At 65.0% G+C, this 16,143-nt stretch carries 15 protein-coding genes; 3 read left to right on the forward strand and 12 right to left on the reverse strand.

Annotated features, from left to right (window positions below; all coding sequences use genetic code 11):
* Positions 1–8 precede the first annotated feature (8 nt).
* Together NFJ07_RS07240 and NFJ07_RS07245 are read left to right on the forward strand one after the other, a co-directional pair.
* Positions 9–1,115: a nucleoside hydrolase gene (locus NFJ07_RS07240; RefSeq protein WP_269993446.1), complete on the forward strand. Its 1,107-nt coding sequence runs from the start codon at positions 9–11 to the stop codon at positions 1,113–1,115.
* Positions 1,116–1,128: 13 nt separating this feature from the next.
* Positions 1,129–2,232 (forward strand): FUSC family protein, encoded by a 1,104-nt coding sequence (locus NFJ07_RS07245; protein ID WP_269993447.1) that lies wholly within the window; start codon positions 1,129–1,131, stop codon positions 2,230–2,232.
* Between the two features lie 52 nt (positions 2,233–2,284).
* Here the strand turns inward: NFJ07_RS07245 and NFJ07_RS07250 are convergent, their stop codons facing one another.
* The 9 genes from NFJ07_RS07250 to NFJ07_RS07290 all read right to left on the reverse strand — a co-directional run bounded on the left by NFJ07_RS07250 (position 2,285) and on the right by NFJ07_RS07290 (position 12,736).
* Positions 2,285–4,435 (reverse strand): 3-hydroxyacyl-CoA dehydrogenase NAD-binding domain-containing protein, encoded by a 2,151-nt coding sequence (locus NFJ07_RS07250; protein ID WP_269993448.1) that lies wholly within the window; start codon positions 4,433–4,435, stop codon positions 2,285–2,287.
* A complete protein-coding gene (locus tag NFJ07_RS07255) occupies positions 4,432–5,724 on the reverse strand; it encodes a thiolase family protein (protein WP_269993449.1) in 1,293 nt (430 codons plus the stop codon). The genes NFJ07_RS07250 and NFJ07_RS07255 overlap by 4 nt, the downstream gene beginning before the upstream one ends.
* Before the next feature lie 410 nt (positions 5,725–6,134).
* Positions 6,135–7,487 (reverse strand): HRDC domain-containing protein, encoded by a 1,353-nt coding sequence (locus NFJ07_RS07260; protein ID WP_269993450.1) that lies wholly within the window; start codon positions 7,485–7,487, stop codon positions 6,135–6,137.
* Positions 7,488–7,556: 69 nt separating this feature from the next.
* Positions 7,557–8,222: a DUF3000 domain-containing protein gene (locus NFJ07_RS07265; RefSeq protein WP_269993451.1), complete on the reverse strand. Its 666-nt coding sequence runs from the start codon at positions 8,220–8,222 to the stop codon at positions 7,557–7,559.
* 61 nt (positions 8,223–8,283) lie between these two features.
* Complete coding sequence (locus NFJ07_RS07270; RefSeq protein WP_269993452.1) at positions 8,284–9,396, reverse strand: threonine aldolase family protein; 1,113 nt, start codon at positions 9,394–9,396, stop codon at positions 8,284–8,286.
* 9 nt (positions 9,397–9,405) lie between these two features.
* Complete coding sequence (locus tag NFJ07_RS07275; RefSeq protein ID WP_269993453.1) at positions 9,406–10,137, reverse strand: SDR family oxidoreductase; 732 nt, start codon at positions 10,135–10,137, stop codon at positions 9,406–9,408.
* Entirely contained in the window at positions 10,134–11,513 is a 1,380-nt protein-coding gene (locus NFJ07_RS07280; protein WP_269993454.1) for a DUF6421 family protein, read from the reverse strand. Before NFJ07_RS07280 ends, NFJ07_RS07275 begins: the two co-directional genes overlap by 4 nt.
* A gap of 226 nt (positions 11,514–11,739) precedes the next feature.
* Positions 11,740–12,231: a peptide-methionine (R)-S-oxide reductase MsrB gene (gene msrB, locus NFJ07_RS07285; protein WP_269993455.1), complete on the reverse strand. Its 492-nt coding sequence runs from the start codon at positions 12,229–12,231 to the stop codon at positions 11,740–11,742.
* Positions 12,232–12,244: 13 nt separating this feature from the next.
* The gene (locus NFJ07_RS07290; protein ID WP_269993456.1) at positions 12,245–12,736 is read right to left on the reverse strand and encodes a hypothetical protein; all 492 of its coding nucleotides are present in this window, start codon (positions 12,734–12,736) and stop codon (positions 12,245–12,247) included.
* Between the two features lie 142 nt (positions 12,737–12,878).
* Here NFJ07_RS07290 and NFJ07_RS07295 point away from each other — a divergent pair, with 142 nt between their 5' ends.
* Positions 12,879–14,129 carry an alpha/beta hydrolase family protein gene (locus NFJ07_RS07295; RefSeq protein ID WP_269993457.1) on the forward strand — a complete coding sequence of 417 codons (1,251 nt, stop codon included), beginning with the start codon at positions 12,879–12,881 and terminating at the stop codon, positions 14,127–14,129.
* 22 nt (positions 14,130–14,151) lie between these two features.
* On the opposite strand, the gene ybaK is transcribed toward NFJ07_RS07295, so the two are convergent.
* From ybaK to NFJ07_RS07310, 3 genes are all read right to left on the reverse strand, one after another.
* The gene (gene ybaK, locus NFJ07_RS07300) at positions 14,152–14,643 is read right to left on the reverse strand and encodes a Cys-tRNA(Pro) deacylase (RefSeq protein ID WP_269993458.1); all 492 of its coding nucleotides are present in this window, start codon (positions 14,641–14,643) and stop codon (positions 14,152–14,154) included.
* A 15-nt stretch (positions 14,644–14,658) separates the two neighbouring features.
* Positions 14,659–15,114 (reverse strand): SufE family protein, encoded by a 456-nt coding sequence (locus NFJ07_RS07305; protein ID WP_234750185.1) that lies wholly within the window; start codon positions 15,112–15,114, stop codon positions 14,659–14,661.
* A gap of 104 nt (positions 15,115–15,218) precedes the next feature.
* Positions 15,219–16,142, reverse strand: a complete 924-nt coding sequence (locus tag NFJ07_RS07310) for a sulfurtransferase (RefSeq protein ID WP_269993459.1) — start codon at positions 16,140–16,142, stop codon at positions 15,219–15,221.
* Between the last annotated feature and the right edge of the window lies 1 nt (position 16,143).

The raw sequence follows: 16,143 nt of genomic DNA on the forward strand, positions 1-16,143 counted from the left end.
AGCGTTCCATGAGCGGGGAGCGTTCCATAAACGAGAAGCAGGCACCGGCTGCAGCCCAGCGCGAGTCAGTGAGCTTGCTGGTGGACTGCGACACAGGAATCGACGATGCCCTCGCCCTTGCCTATTTGTGCAGCCAGCCGCAGGTGGAACTCGTAGCCGTGAGCAGCACTCCGGGCAACGTCGCGGCGGAGCAGGTAGCATGCAACAACCTGTCCCTGCTCGAATTGTGTGGCCGCCCCCACGTGCCTGTTGCCATCGGTGCCCGGTCGCCGCTGCGGATCCCGTTGACCACCACGCCGGAAACCCACGGGCCCCAAGGCGTGGGCTACGCCGAGCTGCCGGAACCGCGCGGAGAAGTGCACGAGGTCGACGCCGTCGAGCTCTGGGTCGAAGCGGCCCGGTCACGGCCGGGGGAGTTGACCGCCCTGCTGACGGCCCCCCTCACCAACTTCGCCCTCGCCCTGCGGGCCGAGCCGCGGCTACCGGAGCTGCTGCGCGGCGTCGTGATCATGGGTGGCAGTTACTTCTACCAGGGCAACACGACGCCCACCGCCGAGTGGAACACGCACGTCGATCCGCACGCAGCAGCCGAGGTGTTTGCGGCGTTCTCCAAGCTACCTGAGGAACGCCTGCCGGTGGTGTGCGCCCTGGAGACCACGGAACGGATCGAACTGGCACCCGAACACGTGGCCGCCCTGGCTGCTGAGGCAGGCTGCGCGGAGCCGGAACTTGTCCTTCCGGAACAGCTAGAGGGGCGGCGCAGCACCGCTTCCAACGAACTCGTGCGGCACGTCAGCGACATGCTGCGCTTCTATTTCGAATTCCATCGCCACCATAACCAGGGATACGTGGCGCACATCCACGACTACTTCGCCGCGTCCGTCGCCGCCGGAACCGCCAGATACAGCACCCGCACGGCAACAGTGCACGTTGAGACGGCCGCCCCGAGGCTCATCGGAACCACCGTGGCGGACTTCCGCGGACTGTGGGGCGAACCGCCCAACGCGCGCATCGTCTCGGAGAACCACCCCAGGGAGGCCTTTGCCGAATTGGTGAGCTCATTGGGCGGCCTTGCCCGGAGGCTGTCGGACGCGGCCGGGCGGGAACGTCCCTGAAACGAGGCGGAACATGACGGATCCGTTGGCGGCCCCACCGCGCTGGCGTCACCACCTCAAACGAGCTTCCAGCGCAGGACGCGACGTGATTGTCGACGCGACCCGCTGGAAACGTGTCGAGATCAGCGTGGTCCACGTCCTGACAGCGGGACTCTCACTCGGAGTCCCTATCGTCTTGGGCCTCGTCCTTGGCGACATCGGGGCGGGAATGGTTGCCGCGCTGGGCGCGTTGCTCGTCTCCGGCAGCGGTCACGTCGGCGGCCTGAAATCCAGATCCGTGGACCTGCTCAATACCTCCCTCGCCGGAGCCGGCGGAGCTGCAGCCGGCATGCTGAGCACTGGCTTGCAACCGTGGGGCAGCATCGTCATTGTCGCTCTCGCTGCCCTCGCAACCGTTTTTGGCGGTCTTCGGCCGAGCGCAGCCAAGGCAAGCACGCAAGCCATCGTCTTCATGATTATCGGTGCTTCCCTCGCCTCAAGTGCGGTGCCGATTGAAACCCTGCTGTGGTTCTTCGCGGCCGGTGCGCTCGGGGGAAGCTTGTTGACGCTGTTGGTGTTCGGCGTCGAATACCACCTTCTGGGCAAAACCGCCGCGGAGGTGGCTCCGGCCCGCCGTTCCTGGCACACGGACCTCGCCGCATGGCGACGCCGCTTGGCAACCCTGCCTGGATGGCAGTACACCCTGCGCTTGGCGAGTTGCATGATCGTCGCCCAAGTTGTGGCCAATCTCGTGCGAGGTCCACACTCCCAATGGATCCTGCTGACGGTTGTCCTCGTGGTCCAACGCGACCACCGGGCCGGACTATCGCGAACCTTCCAGCGAGGCCTGGGTACGGCGATGGGCGTCCTTGTGGGTGGGCTGCTCCTCGGTGCACTCCCGATCTGGGCGACGGTCGGCATCATCTGCGTCGTCGGGGCAGCCCGGCAATACCTCAAGGCCGCCAACTACACGGCCTATGCCTTGGTCATGACCCCGCTAGTCGCAGTGCTCAGCGGCCTGGGGCACCAGCTGTCCCCGTCGCTCCTGGGCGAGCGACTGATCGACACCACCATTGGCTGCCTGATTTCGCTGATCATCGGCTATGCCGCCTGGCGCCGTGCGCGGCAGGCAGCATAGCCGAATTCACTGGCAGTCGGGAACTCGTCCCGCGGCAGACGCAGCCAGAAAGCTACCCGGCAGCCGGTTTCGAAGCGATCCCGGGTGCCAGGAAGCGTTTGCCGTTGACACGCTCGGAGGCGCCCACCCGGTCCAAGTAGGGGGTGATCCCGCCCAGGAACATCGGCCAGCCGGCACCGAGGATGACACAGAGGTCAATGTCCTCAGGGCCAGCCACCACGCCTTCGGACAGCATGAGTCCGATTTCCTCGGCCAGGGCGTCCTGCGTGCGGCGCAGGACTTCCTCGGCCGTGGACGGCGCGGTGCCGAAGGACATGAGCGCCAAGGTGTCGGCCGGGATCACCGGGTTTCCGTCGGGACCGGGCGCCCAGAGTGACTTCACGCCGTTGTCAACCAACTTCTGCAGGTTCTGGGATACCGCAAAACGCTCGCCGAAGGCCGCGTGCAGAGATTCCTGGACGTGCTGGGCGACCGGAAGGCCCACTATCGCGCTGAGGGTGAACGGACTCATCGGCAGGCCCATGGGGCGCAGCGCCGAATCGGCGACTTCCGCCGGCGTCCCTTCGTCGAACGCGGCAATGACTTCGCCCATGAGCCGCAACAGGATCCGGTTGACGACGAAAGCGGCAGCATCCTTGACCAGCACGGCTGTCTTCTTCAAGCCCTTGGCGAGCTCGAACGCGGTGGCCAGCACGGCGTCGTCGGTCTTCGGAGCACGCACGATCTCCAGGAGCGGCATGACCGCAACCGGGTTGAAGAAGTGGAAACCGACCAAACGCTCCGGGTGCTGCAGGTCTTCAGCCATCGCTGTCACGGACAGGGAAGAGGTGTTGGTAGCGAGGATGCATTCGGGGGAGACGATGGCCTCCACCTCGGCGAAGACCTGCTTCTTCACGTTGAGTTCTTCGAAGACGGCTTCAATGACGAAGTCGGCATCGGCGAATGACTCTTTGGCGACGGAGCCGCTGACCAGGGCCTTGGTCCGGTTGGCCGCGTCGGAGCTGATCCGCTTCTTGCCGAGCAGCTTGTCCACCTCCGCATGGACGTAGGCGACGCCCTTGTCCACGCGCTCCTGGTCGATGTCCGTCAGCACGACGGGCACTTTGAGTTGGCGTGCGAACAACAGGGCGAGCTGGCTCGCCATCAGGCCGGCACCCACGACGCCGATCTTCGTCACCGGACGTGCGAGCTTGCGGTCGGGGGCGCCGGCAGGCCGCTTGGACCGTTTCTGCACGAGGTCAAGGAAGGCGTAGACGGTGGAACGGAACTCGTCCGTCTGCATCAACTCGGCGAGCGTCTCGCATTCCAGGGTTGCGGATTCCGCCTTGCCCATGGTCCGGTTGGCCTCAAGGATATCCAGCACCTTGGCCGGAGCCGGTGAGGCGTTTGAGGTCTTGGCTTCCACGAACGCCCGGCCCGCTGCCACGGCGCCGGCCCAGCGTTCGGCTACTGCGGGATCGGCCGGATCCACGGAGTTGCTCCGTTCCGGGGCGGCCTCGCCCGCGATCACTTTCGCGGCCCAGGCAATGGACTGCTCTACGAAATCCGCTGGTTCGAAGATCGCGTCAGCAATGCCTAGCTGAAAAGCCTGGGGGCCGGTGAGCGTGCGGTTGTTGCTCAGCGGGTTCTCGATCATGACCTTGACGGCGTTTTCTGGGCCGATGAGTCGCGGCAGGATGTAGACGCCGCCCCAGCCAGGGACGAGCCCGATGAAAGCTTCGGGCAAAGCGAGAGCGCCGGCGCCCGTCGAGACCGTGCGGTACGTGGACTGGAGGGCGATTTCGAGGCCACCACCGAGCGCGAGGCCATTGATGAAGGCGAAGCTGGGAACACCTAAGTCCGCGAGCGTCGCGTAGACGTCGTGGCCAAGCTGGGCCATCCACAGGCCGTGATCGCGCTCCTCGAGCCGCTTGACCGCCGAGAGGTCCGCTCCGGCTACCAGGAAGTACGGCTTGCCCGTGACACCGACGCCGACGATCTCGCCGCGCGCAGCGCGATCCTTGAGCCCTTCAAGTACCCTCCCGAGCTCGACGAGGGTATTGGGTCCAAGGGTGGTGGGCTTGGTGTGGTCCAGGCCGTTGTCCAGGGTGATCAGGGCAAACGTTCCGGCGTTGCCGGGGAGTTCGATGTCTTGGACATAGGAGTGGGTCACTGTCTCGTCCGGGAACAGTCCGGCCAGTTTCTGGAATTCGGCGGCGCTCATGCTGCGGCTCCCTTGCTCTCGGTGTCGGCGGAGGTCTCTATCTCGCTGTTGTAGCTGTTGTAGCGGTTGTAGTCCACGTGACGCGGGTTCTCCCAGATGACCGTAGCGCCCATTCCCAAGCCTATGCACATGGTGGTGATGCCAAAACGGACTGACGGGTCTTCCTCGAATTGGCGGGCCAGTTGGTTCATGAGCCGCACGCCGGACGATGCGAGGGGGTGCCCGACGGCGATCGCCCCGCCGTAGCGGTTGACGCGCGGATCGTCGTCGGCGATTCCGAAGTGGTCCAGGAAGCTCAGCACCTGAACGGCGAAGGCCTCGTTGATCTCGAAGAGGCCGATGTCCTCGATGCCGAGTCCGGCGTTCTTGAGGGCTTTCTCAGTGGCCGGGACCGGTCCGATGCCCATGACTTCGGGTTCGACGCCGGCGAAGGCATAGGAGACCAGGCGCATTTTCACGGACAGGCCGAGCTCCTCGGCAGCCTCCGCGGAGGCCAGGACTGCCGCCGTCGCACCGTCGTTCAAACCGGCGGCGTTGCCCGCGGTGACCCGGCCGTGGGCCCTGAAGGGGGTGCGCAGTTCCGCGAGGTCGTCCACCGTGGTCCCGGGGCGCGGCGGCTCGTCGATGGTGTTCACCGTCCAGCCCTGTCCGGGCTTCATCGTGGCGACCGGAACCAAGTCGGGCTGGATCTGGCCCTTGCCGTAGGCGGCGGCAAGTTTTGCCTGCGACGCCGCGGCGTAGGTGTCCGTCCGCTCTTTGGTGATCGACGGGAAACGGTCGTGCAGGTTCTCGGCGGTGTTGCCCATGTTCAGGGCGGCCGGATCCACGATCCGCTCGGACATGAACCTCGGGTTGGGATCCGCGCCGGCGCCCATGGGGTGGTTGCCCATGTGCTCCACGCCGCCGGCAATCACGACGTCGTACGCGCCGAAGCCGATGCCGCTCGCCGTCGTCGTGACTGCGGTCATTGCTCCCGCACACATGCGGTCGATCGCAAAGCCGGGCACGCTCCGAGGGAGCCCCGCCAGGAGGGCTGCGGTGCGGCCGATGGTCAAGCCCTGGTCGCCGGTCTGCGTCGTGGCGGCGATGGCGACTTCGTCAACGCGTTCGGCGGGCAGGCCCGGGTTACGGCGCATCAGCTCGCGGATGCACTTGACCACGAGGTCGTCGGCGCGGGTGCCCGCATAGATGCCCTTTTCGCCAGCTTTGCCGAACGGCGTCCGGACACCGTCCACGAAGACGACGTCGCGGACTGTCCGCGGCTTGGCGCTGTTCCCGGTTTGGCTCATGTGTGGCTCCTCGTTGAGACATGGATGCCGGACAGCCCGCACAGGGGAAGCCGGTGTCATTTACGGCCATGTTACTCGCCGGTAACTTAGCGCGCAAGGAGACCCTCGCTCACGTATGGAGGGTTTCCGGCGGACGCTCGCTCACGTATGGAGGGTTTCCGGCGGACGCTCGCTCACGTATGGAGGGTTTCCGGCGGACGCTCGCTCACATCACCCAAGGAACGCACTTGGAAAAGGGTCTAGATGTGAGCGAGGGTCGTGCCAGAAGGGCTTGTATGTGAGCGAGGGTCGTGCCAAAAGGGCTTGTATGTGAGCGAGGGTCGTGCCAGGAGGGCTTGTATGTGAGCGAGGGTCGTGTCTGGAGGGCTTGTATGTGAGCGAGCGTCACAAGGGGAGGCAGGAACCTCAGGCTAGGGGGCCGGGGTCGGTTCCTTGGTAGCCGGGTTCCGTGGCTCTTTGGGTTCCTTGGGCGGTAGCGGTTGCGGATTCAGGGACGCCTCGGTGAGGATCGGCGCCGTGATGGCGATTTGCCAGTCGCGGGCGCCGAGCGCGCGCAGCTCTTCCGACACGGACTCCACAGTGATCTCCGACGGCGGCCGCCACAGCACGCGCCTCATGTAATCCGGGGTGAGCAGGTTCTCGACGGGAAGTTTGAGCCCATCGGCCGCCTCTTGAAGCCGCGGCCGGGCAGTCCCCAGGCGCGCCGCGGCTTCGGGATCGCGGTCTGTCCAGACGCGTGGTGGCGGGGGAGCATTAGTTGGAAGATGCAACGGAGGTAGGTCTTCGGTGTTCCTCGCGCCGGCAATGCAGCGCAGCCAGCGTGGTGCTTCGCGCTGTGCGGCCCGCCCGTGGAAGCCCTTGGTGGCCAGGAGCTGCGGAACGGTCGTGGGCATGGCCTTGGCCGCGGCAACCAGGGCGGAATCGGGAATGAGGCGGCTGGGAGCAACATCCCGTTTGCGCGCAAGCTGATCCCGTTCGTACCAAAGCTCGCGCACGGCAGCCAACTGACGGCGGTCACGGATCTGATGCAGTCCGGAGGTCTTTCGCCACGGGTCCACCCGCGGGGCGGGAAGGCCCGCTCCGAGGATGCCGGCGAATTCCTGCTCGGCAAATTCAAGCTTTCCATCGGCTTCCAGGAGTTCGATGAGTTCCTCCCGCAGTTCGGCGAGGACCTCGACGTCGAGGGCCGCGTACCGGAGCCAGGGTTCGGGGAGGGGGCGGGTGGACCAGTCGGCGGCCGAGTGTTCCTTGGCGAGGCCGAAGCCCAGGAGCTGCTCGATGACGGCTGCCAGGCCCACGCGGGGCAGCCCGGCAAGGCGTGCGGCGAGCTCCGTGTCGAAGAGCTTGTCGGGCCACATGCCAAGCTCGGCCAGGCACGGAAGGTCCTGCGTCGCGGCGTGCAGGATCCATTCGACGCCGCGCAGCGCCTCGTTGATGATTTTCAGGTCATCGAAGGGTTCGGGGTCGATCAGCCAGGTGCCCGCGCCGTCGCGCCTGATCTGCACCAGGAAGGCGCGCTGCCCGTAGCGGAAGCCGGAGGCGCGCTCGGCGTCGACCCCGGCGGGGCCGGATCCCGCGGCGATGGCAGCGGCGCACCGCTCCAGGCCGGACATGGTGTCGATGACAAGGGGCACTCCCTCGCGCGGGGCATCCAGGTCGATAATCTCGGGTATCCGGCCCTCAAAGCCGTCTACCGTGATGTGTGGTGTGGGATCAGCAGCCGGAGCGCCGGCTGTGGTGGGTTCCAGATTTTCAGGGGTCATGGTGCCTTCAGTTTACCGACTCTGTGCTCGGCCGGTCCGGCCAGGGATTCCAGCGGACTTCCACGGCTTTCATGTGAGCCGCCGATTAGGCAGGGGCGTGACGCCGGGAGGCAGCGGAGGGAGCCCCGCGAACGTGCAGACCATGTCGCACCATGCCTCCAGATGGGCCTGGGCATCGGAAGAAGCAGGTGTCCATGATGCACGGAGTTCGATGTCGATGGTTTCCGGCCTTTCGGCCAAGGTGCCGAAACTCTCGGACAGGATGCGTGTGGCCGTTCCGCCCGCCGCGCGATAATCGGCTGAATGGTTCTCGAGGGCGTCCACGAGCCATGTCCAGGCAACGGAACCGAGCATGGCATCGTTGCCCATGTCGGCGTCCAGCTGGGCCCGGATGTATGTGACGATCCGGAATTCCCCGTCCCATACGGCTGAGCCGTCCGGATCATGGAGCAAGATGAACCTGCCTGTTGCGAGCTCATCGTCTTCATCGTCTGCCGTGCCGGGGGAGCCCGGGGTGTTCTCGTTGGAAAATGCCATGGCCGCGGGGCCATGGACAGGGGTCCGGCCGGGACGCGTCGACCGGCTGAATACCTCTGCTCCCATGGCCACGGCATAAGGGGCCAGACGGGAGGGAGCCGGGATTTCCGCGAGCCGCAGCTCGCTCCGGCACTTTGCTTTTCGTAGCGTTCCCAACGCATGCAAGAAATCCGCGGGAACCTGTGCGAGTGCGTTCACCTTCGCAGATTATGTGTCCGGGGCGGCGAAACCTTGAAGCCACGCCGCCCCGTCCAATGGGCTATGCCGAGGCCAGCTCGCGCTTTATTGCGGCAACGAAGGAATCGATGTCCTCTTCCGTGGTGTCAAAGGAGCACATCCAGCGCACCTCACGGTTCGCTTCGTTCCAGTCGTAGAACTTGAAGGAGGAGCGGAGGCGATCCGCAACGCCGGCGGGCAGCACAGCGAAGACTCCGTTGGACTCCGTGGCCTGCGTAGGCTCCACACCCTCGATGGAGTCGACGGCCGCACGCAGCCGTGCGGCCATGGCATTTGCGTGTTCCGCCGAGCGAAGCCACAGCCCGGACTCCAGAAGCGCGATGAACTGGACCGAAATGAAGCGCATCTTGGAGGCCAGCTGCATGTTCATCTTGCGTAGGAACTTCAGCCCATGGGCGGCCTGCGGGTTCAGTGCAACCACTACTTCGCCGAACAGCAGCCCGTTCTTGGTGCCGCCGAAGGACAAAATGTCCACGCCGGCGTCGCGGGTGAACGTCCGCAAGGGCACGCCAAGGTGGGCGGCAGCATTGGCGAGCCGGGCGCCGTCCATGTGCAGTTTCATGCCCTTGGCATGGATGTGGTCGGCGATCGCCCGGATTTCTTCCGGCGTGTAGCACGTGCCGAGTTCCGTGGTCTGCGTGATGGAGACGGCCAGGGGCTGCGCACGGTGCTCGTCGCCCCAGCCCCAGGCTTCGCGGTCGATCAGTTCCGGAGTCAGCTTGCCATCCGACGTCGGGACCTGGAGGAGCTTGATGCCGCCGATCCGCTCCGGCGCGCCGTTCTCGTCCATGTTGATGTGGGCGGTCGAGGCGCAGATGACGGCACCCCAGCGCGGGAGCAGTGACTGTAGGGACAACACATTCGCCCCGGTGCCGTTGAAGACGGGGAAGCACTCGATGCCTGCGCCGAAGTGTTGCTCCATGATTTCCTGGAGCCGTTCGGTGTACTGGTCCTCGCCGTAGGACACCTGGTGGCCGCCATTGGCTGCGGCGAGGGCCGCCAGGATTTCAGGGTGGACGCCTGAGTAGTTGTCCGAGGCGAAACCGCGGACGGAGGGATCGTGGAGGCGCCCACTGGCTTCCGTATCGAGGGCAGCCGGGAATTCTTCTGTAGTGCTCGTCACTTGTTCATTCACGCTTTCAGTCTATTTGGCCAGGAGGAGGCGCTGTCCGTTCAGTTCCGCTGCAGGTTGGTCGAAGAGCCCGACGGCGGCCGCCGCCAAGTCTTCAACGTCCGTGTATCCGGGGAATTTCCGCTCGGGATGTTCCTTCCGCATCGCCGCGTCCAGGAGCGACTTGACCACGAAGACGACGGCTGCGCTGTGTTGCTCCGTGGGTTCGTCCTTGTTTCCAGATTGATCACGGCGGAACCCGTCGGCCACGGCCAGCGTCCAAGTCTCGGCGGCAGCCTTGGCCGCCGCGTAGGTGGCGGCTCCTGCGGTCGGTGCGGCGACCGCCGTCGAGCTCACCATCGCGAAACGCCCATTGGGAGAGGACGCGAGGTCCTTGTAGAAGACCCGGGAGACGTTTCTCAGTGTGGTGACAGCGCTTTGCTCGAGGGCGGTCCAGTCTTCGTCCGGCTGGTCTTCGATTCCCTTGGCGCCGCGCCACCCTCCCACCAGGTGGATGACGCCGTCGACCGTTTCCGTGTTCCCGTGGATTTCCGACGCGAGTTCGCGCACGGACTCCAACCGGGAAAGATCGCACACCAGGGGAGTGACGTCGTCGCCCGCTTCGGCCGCGGCGGCCTTGATGCGGGCCTCATTCGAGCCGATCGTGAAGACCCGGTGCCCGGCCAGAGCGAAGGCGCGGGCGACAGCAATGCCCGACGAGTTGCTGCCACCGGTGACGACGACAGTCAGCGGGCCGCCGGTCATGAGGCTGGGGTCTGTCCGGTAGTTCCGGTGATACCGGTGGTTGATTCGATGATGGGACGCATTTTCTTCTCCAGTGCTTCGTAGAACATGGACAGGGGGAATTCGTCGTCGAGGACCTGGTCGGTGAGGCCGCGGGGCGGCCCGTCGAGCGGCAGTGCCTCTGGGCCCTTCGCCCAGACCGAGGCCGGGTGGGGAGTGACCGTACCGGAAATGAGCTTATACGCTGCGAGCCAGTGGGCGGCCTTGGGGCGGTCGATGGAGCGCCAGTACAGTTCTTCGATCCGGGCGCCGAGCTCGATCACGACGTCGGCTGCCTCGTCCCAGTCGATGCTGAGCTTGCTGTCGGTCCAGTGCAGGACGTGGTGCTGGTGCATCCAGGCGAAGAGGAGCTGGCCGCCCAGGCCGTCGTAGTTGCGGACCCGGTTGCCCGTGATGGCAAAGCGGAAGATCCGGTCGAAGATGACGGCGTACTGGACGAGCTTCGCGTGGCGCCGGGCGTCGGGGGAAGCGTCCTCGTCCTTCTCGATCCGGACGGATTCGCGGAAGGCCGTCAGGTCACAGCGGAGCTCTTCGAGCGAATAGAGGAAGAACGGCATCCGCTGCTTGATCATGAACGGATCGAAGGGAAGGTCGCCGCGCATGTGGGTGCGGTCATGGATCAGGTCCCACATGACGAACGTCCGCTGCGTGAGTTCCTGGTCATCCAACAGCTCGGCGGCATCTGCGGGCAGCTGCAGGGATGTCGTTGCGGCGGCCGCTTTGAGGACGCGGCGGAAGCGCGCGGCCTCGCGGTCGGCGAAGATGGCGCCCCACGTGAAGGCAGGTGTTTCCCGCACTGCTACGGTCTCGGGAAAGAGCACGGCCGAATTGGTGTCGTACCCGGGGGTGAAGTCCAGGAAACGGATGGGTACGAACAGCTTGTTGGAGTAGTCGCCGGCCTCCAATGCGCCGATGAACTCGGGCCAGATCACCTCGATCAGGACAGCTTCCACAAGACGGCTCGTGCTGCCGTTCTGGGTGTACATGGGGAACACCACGAGGTGCTGGAGCCCGTCTTCGCGGTGTTCCTGCGGCTGGAAGGCCAGCAGCGAGTCGAGGAAGTCCGGGACTCCGAAGCCGGCGTCGGCCCAACGTCCGAAATCCTCGACCAGGAGTTCAAGGTATGCAGCGTCGTGCGGGAACGCAGGAGCCAGGCTCTTGATGGCCTCCATGATGGTGGCTGTGTATTCCCTGGCAGCCTCGTGGTGGAGCGAATCCTGGATGGAACCGTCCTGGCCCTGGAACGCCTGGAGGGCGGTGGTTGCGGCCTTCAGGGAGATCCAGTCCCGGTTGTCCGACGTGATGCGCGGACGGGTGGTGGTAGCGGTGGTGGTCATCGTCGACGGTGCCTTTCCTCAAGAATTATTGTTCTGAGGCGAGCGTAGCAAGCAGTCAGAGTCACTAATTCAAAAGTGGCTCAAGCGTAAGAAACTCTTGTGCAACTGGTTCCGGCAGCCCCCGGAAGATCCAGCCCGGGGAGGGCTGGCCGTGGGGGACTGCCTGTAGCTTGGCCTTGGCTGGCACCTAGGGCCCGGACTTACCGCCCGGGATTACTGCCCAGGACTACTGCCCGGCCGGGGACTCGACAAGCTTGAGCGAAACGGAGTTGATGCAATACCGCTGGTCAGTAGGCGTGCCGTAGCCCTCGCCCTCGAAAACGTGTCCCAAGTGTGAATCGCAATTGGCGCAGCGGACCTCCACCCGTTCCATTCCCAAAGTGCGGTCATGAATGTATCGGACGGTGCCTTCCGCGAGCGGTGCCCAGAAAGACGGCCAGCCGCAATGGGAATCGAATTTCTCGTTGCTGGTGAAAAGCTCTGCGCCGCACGCCCGGCACTGGTACACGCCTGCTGTATGGGTGTCCCAATACTCACCCGTGTACGGGCGTTCCGTTCCGGCCTGGCGAAGAACCTTGAACTCCTCCGGGGTAAGTTCCTCGCGCCACTCCGCGTCCGTTTTCTCCACGCATTGCCCGTCCTTCGGGACCTCCTGGAGGGGAACCCCGGCCAAGGGGTCTGCGGCCTGGAAGTACTTCCTGTTTTCTGCAGTGCTCATGCTCTCTCAACGCTCACGAGTCGCCGATAAATCCCGAGCCCGCATACAGATGCAGTACGGGCAGCCCCAGCTGGTCCTGGGCCTTGTTCGCCCAGTCTGTATGGAAGGTATCGGCAATCGCATGCGGGCGGGTGACCACCACGGCCTGTGCCGCATTGAGTGCCTTGACCTTGGACACCAAGCCGGCCACGGCACCGCCGTCGACGATTTCACCTGTGACCCCGCCACCCAGCCCATCCAAGGCCGTGAGGGATGCCGACAAGGCCTCCGCAGCTTGAGCCCGCTCCGACTGGGGATCCGGTGCCTCTGCGACCAAGTCCCGGAATGCCTTGGCTACTTCAAGCATCGAAAGGCTTTCGAGGAAGTCCACCAGCAAGTGCCGTTCGGTGTTCGCGGGCACCAACACCACCAGGGGCGAGTCTCCGCCGTCGAGCAGTTTGGCAATATTGACGCGGTCGTCCGGGCCGAGAGGCTCTTCGGTAAGGATGACGATTGGATCACTCATGGCTACAGCGTAGACCTGAGCCGCGCCGGGTGGCATGGTTTGGCGCGGCAATTCTGTTCTTGCCGTGGCGTTGCCTCCCGAGAAGAAACACCGGCAGGGGGTGCTGTCCGGAACACGGCCCCGCAACCGGGAGAATGGTCATATGGCATCCAAGACCCGAGCTGCGCCAACCGTTGAGAACGGTGCGAAAATGTCCGCCCGCGCCAAATGGGCCGTTGCGGGGATCGTTGCTGGAAGCGGTATTGCCGGCTTGCTGGGCGCAGGGTCTTCGGCGCTCGCAGCCTATTTCGCCCGTCGCGTCATTACCCCCTCAGCGCGCGAGGCCGACCAGGAAGTGCTGGCGGTGGTGCGCGGTGACGATGGGCTCCAGGTCATCCTCGCAGCTACCCCGGATACCACCGTCGACGGGGTGTTCAGCCTCTACTTCGCGGGCGGGACAGGGTTCGCGCGGATCGGACGGATCGTGTCCTATTCGCCCGCGGAACGGACGGTGCAGCGGGAAGTCGAGGAAATCTACAGCGGTGATCTGGCAACAGCCCGGCGCGGCTGGTGGAGCGGTGCCGTTTACGACTCGCCGGCAGCGCTTGGCCTGGATTCGAAAGATATACAGATTGACGTCGAGGGTGGCAATGCGCCTGCATGGCTGATTCCGTCAGGCGCAGGGAAGCCAGCAAAGGTGTGGGCGATCATGGTCCACGGCCGCGGCGCTACGCGCCTCGAAGGCTTGCGCGCAGTGCGCACCGCGCGCGAACTAGGGCTCGACAGCCTGCTGGTTTCCTACCGGAACGACGGACTGGCGCCGTCTGCCCCGGACGGGCGTTACGGGCTGGGGTCCACGGAATGGCACGACGTCGATGCCGCCATTGAATACGCACTCGCCCATGGCGCCCACGAAGTGGTCCTGTTCGGCTGGTCGATGGGCGGGGCGATCTGCCTGCAGACGGCCGATCTTTCACACCACCGCCATGTGATCAGGGCCATGGTCCTGGACGCGCCGGTGATCAACTGGGTCAACGTCCTGGCACACCACGCACAGATCAACAGGATTCCCTACGCCGTGGGCCGCTACGGGCAGCTGATGTTGGGGCACCCGTTGGGACGGCGCCTCACCGGCCTGGCCGCGCCCGTCGACTTGAAGGCGATGGACTGGGATGCCCGCGCAGTCGAATTGCGGACTCCGACGCTGGTGATCCACAGCGTGGATGATGAGTACGTTCCCTACGAACCCTCGGCCAGCCTCGCCGAAAAGAATCCGGACATGGTCACCTTTGAACCCTTCGAAGGCGCGCGCCACACCAAAGAGTGGAACGTAGATCCGAAGAAGTGGGAGCGGCTGGTGCGCTCATGGTTGGCGCCACGGCTTGCGCCCCGTGGTGGGCCGGCGTCGGCTTGAGAGCCGCTGCTCCCGGCGCTTGCTAGGGGCTGCCGATCGGGGCAGTCCGGGCTCCGGTCAGCCGGATAAGGTCTGCAGGATCCACCTCAATGTCCAAGCCACGGCGTCCACCGGAAACAAGGACCGTGCCGAAGGTCAACGCCGATTCGTCAAGCACCGTGGGCGATGGTTGGCGTTGGCCCAGCGGGGAAATTCCACCCAGGACATAGCCGGTGCGTCGCTCGGCCGTTTTGGGATCGGCCAGGTTGGCCTTCTTCGATCCGAGAGCTGCGGCGATTGCTTTGAGGTCCAGGGTGCCACTCACCGGAACGATGCCCACCGCAAGCTTGCCTTCAACGTCCACCATCAAGGTCTTGAAGACCCTCTCGGGATCGATGCCCAGGACCTCGGCCGCCTCAAGCCCGTAGCTGGCCGCCGAAGGATCATGCGTATAGGGGTGCAGGGTGAAGGGAACGCCGGCCGCAGCCAGTACGGCTGTGGCCGGCGTTCCCTGTGAAGCCTGTTTTTTGACCATTCCCGGGTATCCGGATCAGGACAACAAGCGGTCCGCGGCGGCGACTTTGCGCTTGATCCGCCCTAGCATGGCCGTCATGCCACGCATGCGCAGCGGTGTGATTGCCCGGGTAAGGCCCAGCAGTTCCGGCATGTCGTCCGGAACAGCCAGGATCTCCGCGGCAGTCAGCCCATCCAGGCCTTCGTGCAGAACGCCCGCGAAGCCGCGCGTGGTGGGCGCCTCCGGCGGTGCCTTGAAGAACAAACGGTAGGCGACGCCGTCGGGCTTCTTTTCCTGTTCAATCGTCAGGAACAGGGGTGACTGGCACTCCACTACTTGCTCCAGGAGTTCAGGGTGGTCCAGCAGCCGTTCCGGCAAGGCCGGGAGCCCGCGCGAGAAATCAAGCAACAGCTGCAGGCGATCGGGCTCGGTCAGCGCCTGGAAGTCATCGACAATTTCCGCCAATGCGGCGGGCAAAGTATTGGTACTCATCACTCCCAGCTTACGCAAGTCCGGACCGGTCTGGCTCCCATTGCCTCAATATGGCCGGGCCAATTCGGCAAGGCGCCAATGTGGCAAAGCACAGAGATTCCGGACTACTTTCCGACGAGTGCGGGGATCGAGCCTCGCTCAGCGCCCTTGACGATCGGGACGCGCACGGCGTTGCCCCACTCCGTCCAGGAACCGTCGTAGTTGCGGACCGTTTCGAAACCAAGCAGGTACTTCAGCGCGAACCAGGTGTGGCTGGAACGCTCGCCGATGCGGCAGTACGCCACGACGTCGTCGCCTTCCGCGAGGCCGGCTTCCCCGAGATAGAGGGCCTCAAGTTCGGTTCGGTTGCGGTACGTGCCGTCTTCGGCAGCGGCGCGTGCCCACGGGATGGAGGCTGCGGTGGGGATGTGGCCCCCGCGCAGGGCGCCCTCTTCGGGGTAGGCCGGCATGTGGGTGCGCTGGCCGGTGTATTCCTCGGGGGAGCGGACGTCGATCAGCGGCTTGCCAAAGTGGGCCAGGACGTCATCCTTGAATGCGCGGATCGGGGCGTCGTTCCGGTCGATCACGGGGTACTCGCCCGGGGCGGGCTGGGGGACGTCGGTGGTGATGTCGCGGCCTTCGGCGATCCACTTGTCGCGGCCGCCGTCCAGGAGCCGGACGTCTTCGTGGCCGAAGAGCGTGAAAACCCAGAGGGCGTAAGCGGCCCACCAGTTGGACTTGTCGCCGTAGATCACCACGGTGGTGTCCCGCGAGATGCCTTTGGCGGCTGCCAGGACTGCGAACGCTTCACCGTCGACGTAATCCCGGGTGACTTCATCGTTCAGGTCTGTGTGCCAGTCGATCTTGACTGAGCCTGGAATGTGGCCGGTCTCGTACAGGAGGACGTCTTCGTCGGATTCGACGACAACCAGCTTGCCGTTACCGAGCGCGCCGCCTTCAATGGCTGCGGCAAGCCACTCGGTGGACACCAGACGCTCCGGGTGGGAGTACGCGGCGAACTTTTCGTTCTGTTCAACGGGGTAGGACATT

Origin of the sequence: Arthrobacter sp. B2a2-09 (genome assembly GCF_027587375.1) — a bacterium.
Lineage (GTDB): Bacteria > Actinomycetota > Actinomycetes > Actinomycetales > Micrococcaceae > Arthrobacter.

Excerpts from the sequence above, each read along its gene's own strand:
- NFJ07_RS07260 (WP_269993450.1), bottom strand. The coding sequence starts at position 7,487 with ATGACCCCTGAAAATCTGGAACCCACCACAGCCGGCGCTCCGGCTGCT.
- NFJ07_RS07255 (WP_269993449.1), bottom strand. The coding sequence starts at position 5,724 with ATGAGCCAAACCGGGAACAGCGCCAAGCCGCGGACAGTCCGCGACGTC.
- NFJ07_RS07290 (WP_269993456.1), bottom strand. The coding sequence starts at position 12,736 with ATGAGTGATCCAATCGTCATCCTTACCGAAGAGCCTCTCGGCCCGGAC.
- ybaK (WP_269993458.1), bottom strand. The coding sequence starts at position 14,643 with ATGGTCAAAAAACAGGCTTCACAGGGAACGCCGGCCACAGCCGTACTG.
- NFJ07_RS07305 (WP_234750185.1), bottom strand. The coding sequence starts at position 15,114 with ATGAGTACCAATACTTTGCCCGCCGCATTGGCGGAAATTGTCGATGAC.
- NFJ07_RS07310 (WP_269993459.1), bottom strand. The coding sequence starts at position 16,142 with ATGTCCTACCCCGTTGAACAGAACGAAAAGTTCGCCGCGTACTCCCAC.
- NFJ07_RS07295 (WP_269993457.1), top strand. The coding sequence starts at position 12,879 with ATGGCATCCAAGACCCGAGCTGCGCCAACCGTTGAGAACGGTGCGAAA.
- NFJ07_RS07250 (WP_269993448.1), bottom strand. The coding sequence starts at position 4,435 with ATGAGCGCCGCCGAATTCCAGAAACTGGCCGGACTGTTCCCGGACGAG.
- NFJ07_RS07240 (WP_269993446.1), top strand. The coding sequence starts at position 9 with ATGAGCGGGGAGCGTTCCATAAACGAGAAGCAGGCACCGGCTGCAGCC.
- msrB (WP_269993455.1), bottom strand. The coding sequence starts at position 12,231 with ATGAGCACTGCAGAAAACAGGAAGTACTTCCAGGCCGCAGACCCCTTG.
- NFJ07_RS07280 (WP_269993454.1), bottom strand. The coding sequence starts at position 11,513 with ATGACCACCACCGCTACCACCACCCGTCCGCGCATCACGTCGGACAAC.
- NFJ07_RS07245 (WP_269993447.1), top strand. The coding sequence starts at position 1,129 with ATGACGGATCCGTTGGCGGCCCCACCGCGCTGGCGTCACCACCTCAAA.
- NFJ07_RS07275 (WP_269993453.1), bottom strand. The coding sequence starts at position 10,137 with ATGACCGGCGGCCCGCTGACTGTCGTCGTCACCGGTGGCAGCAACTCG.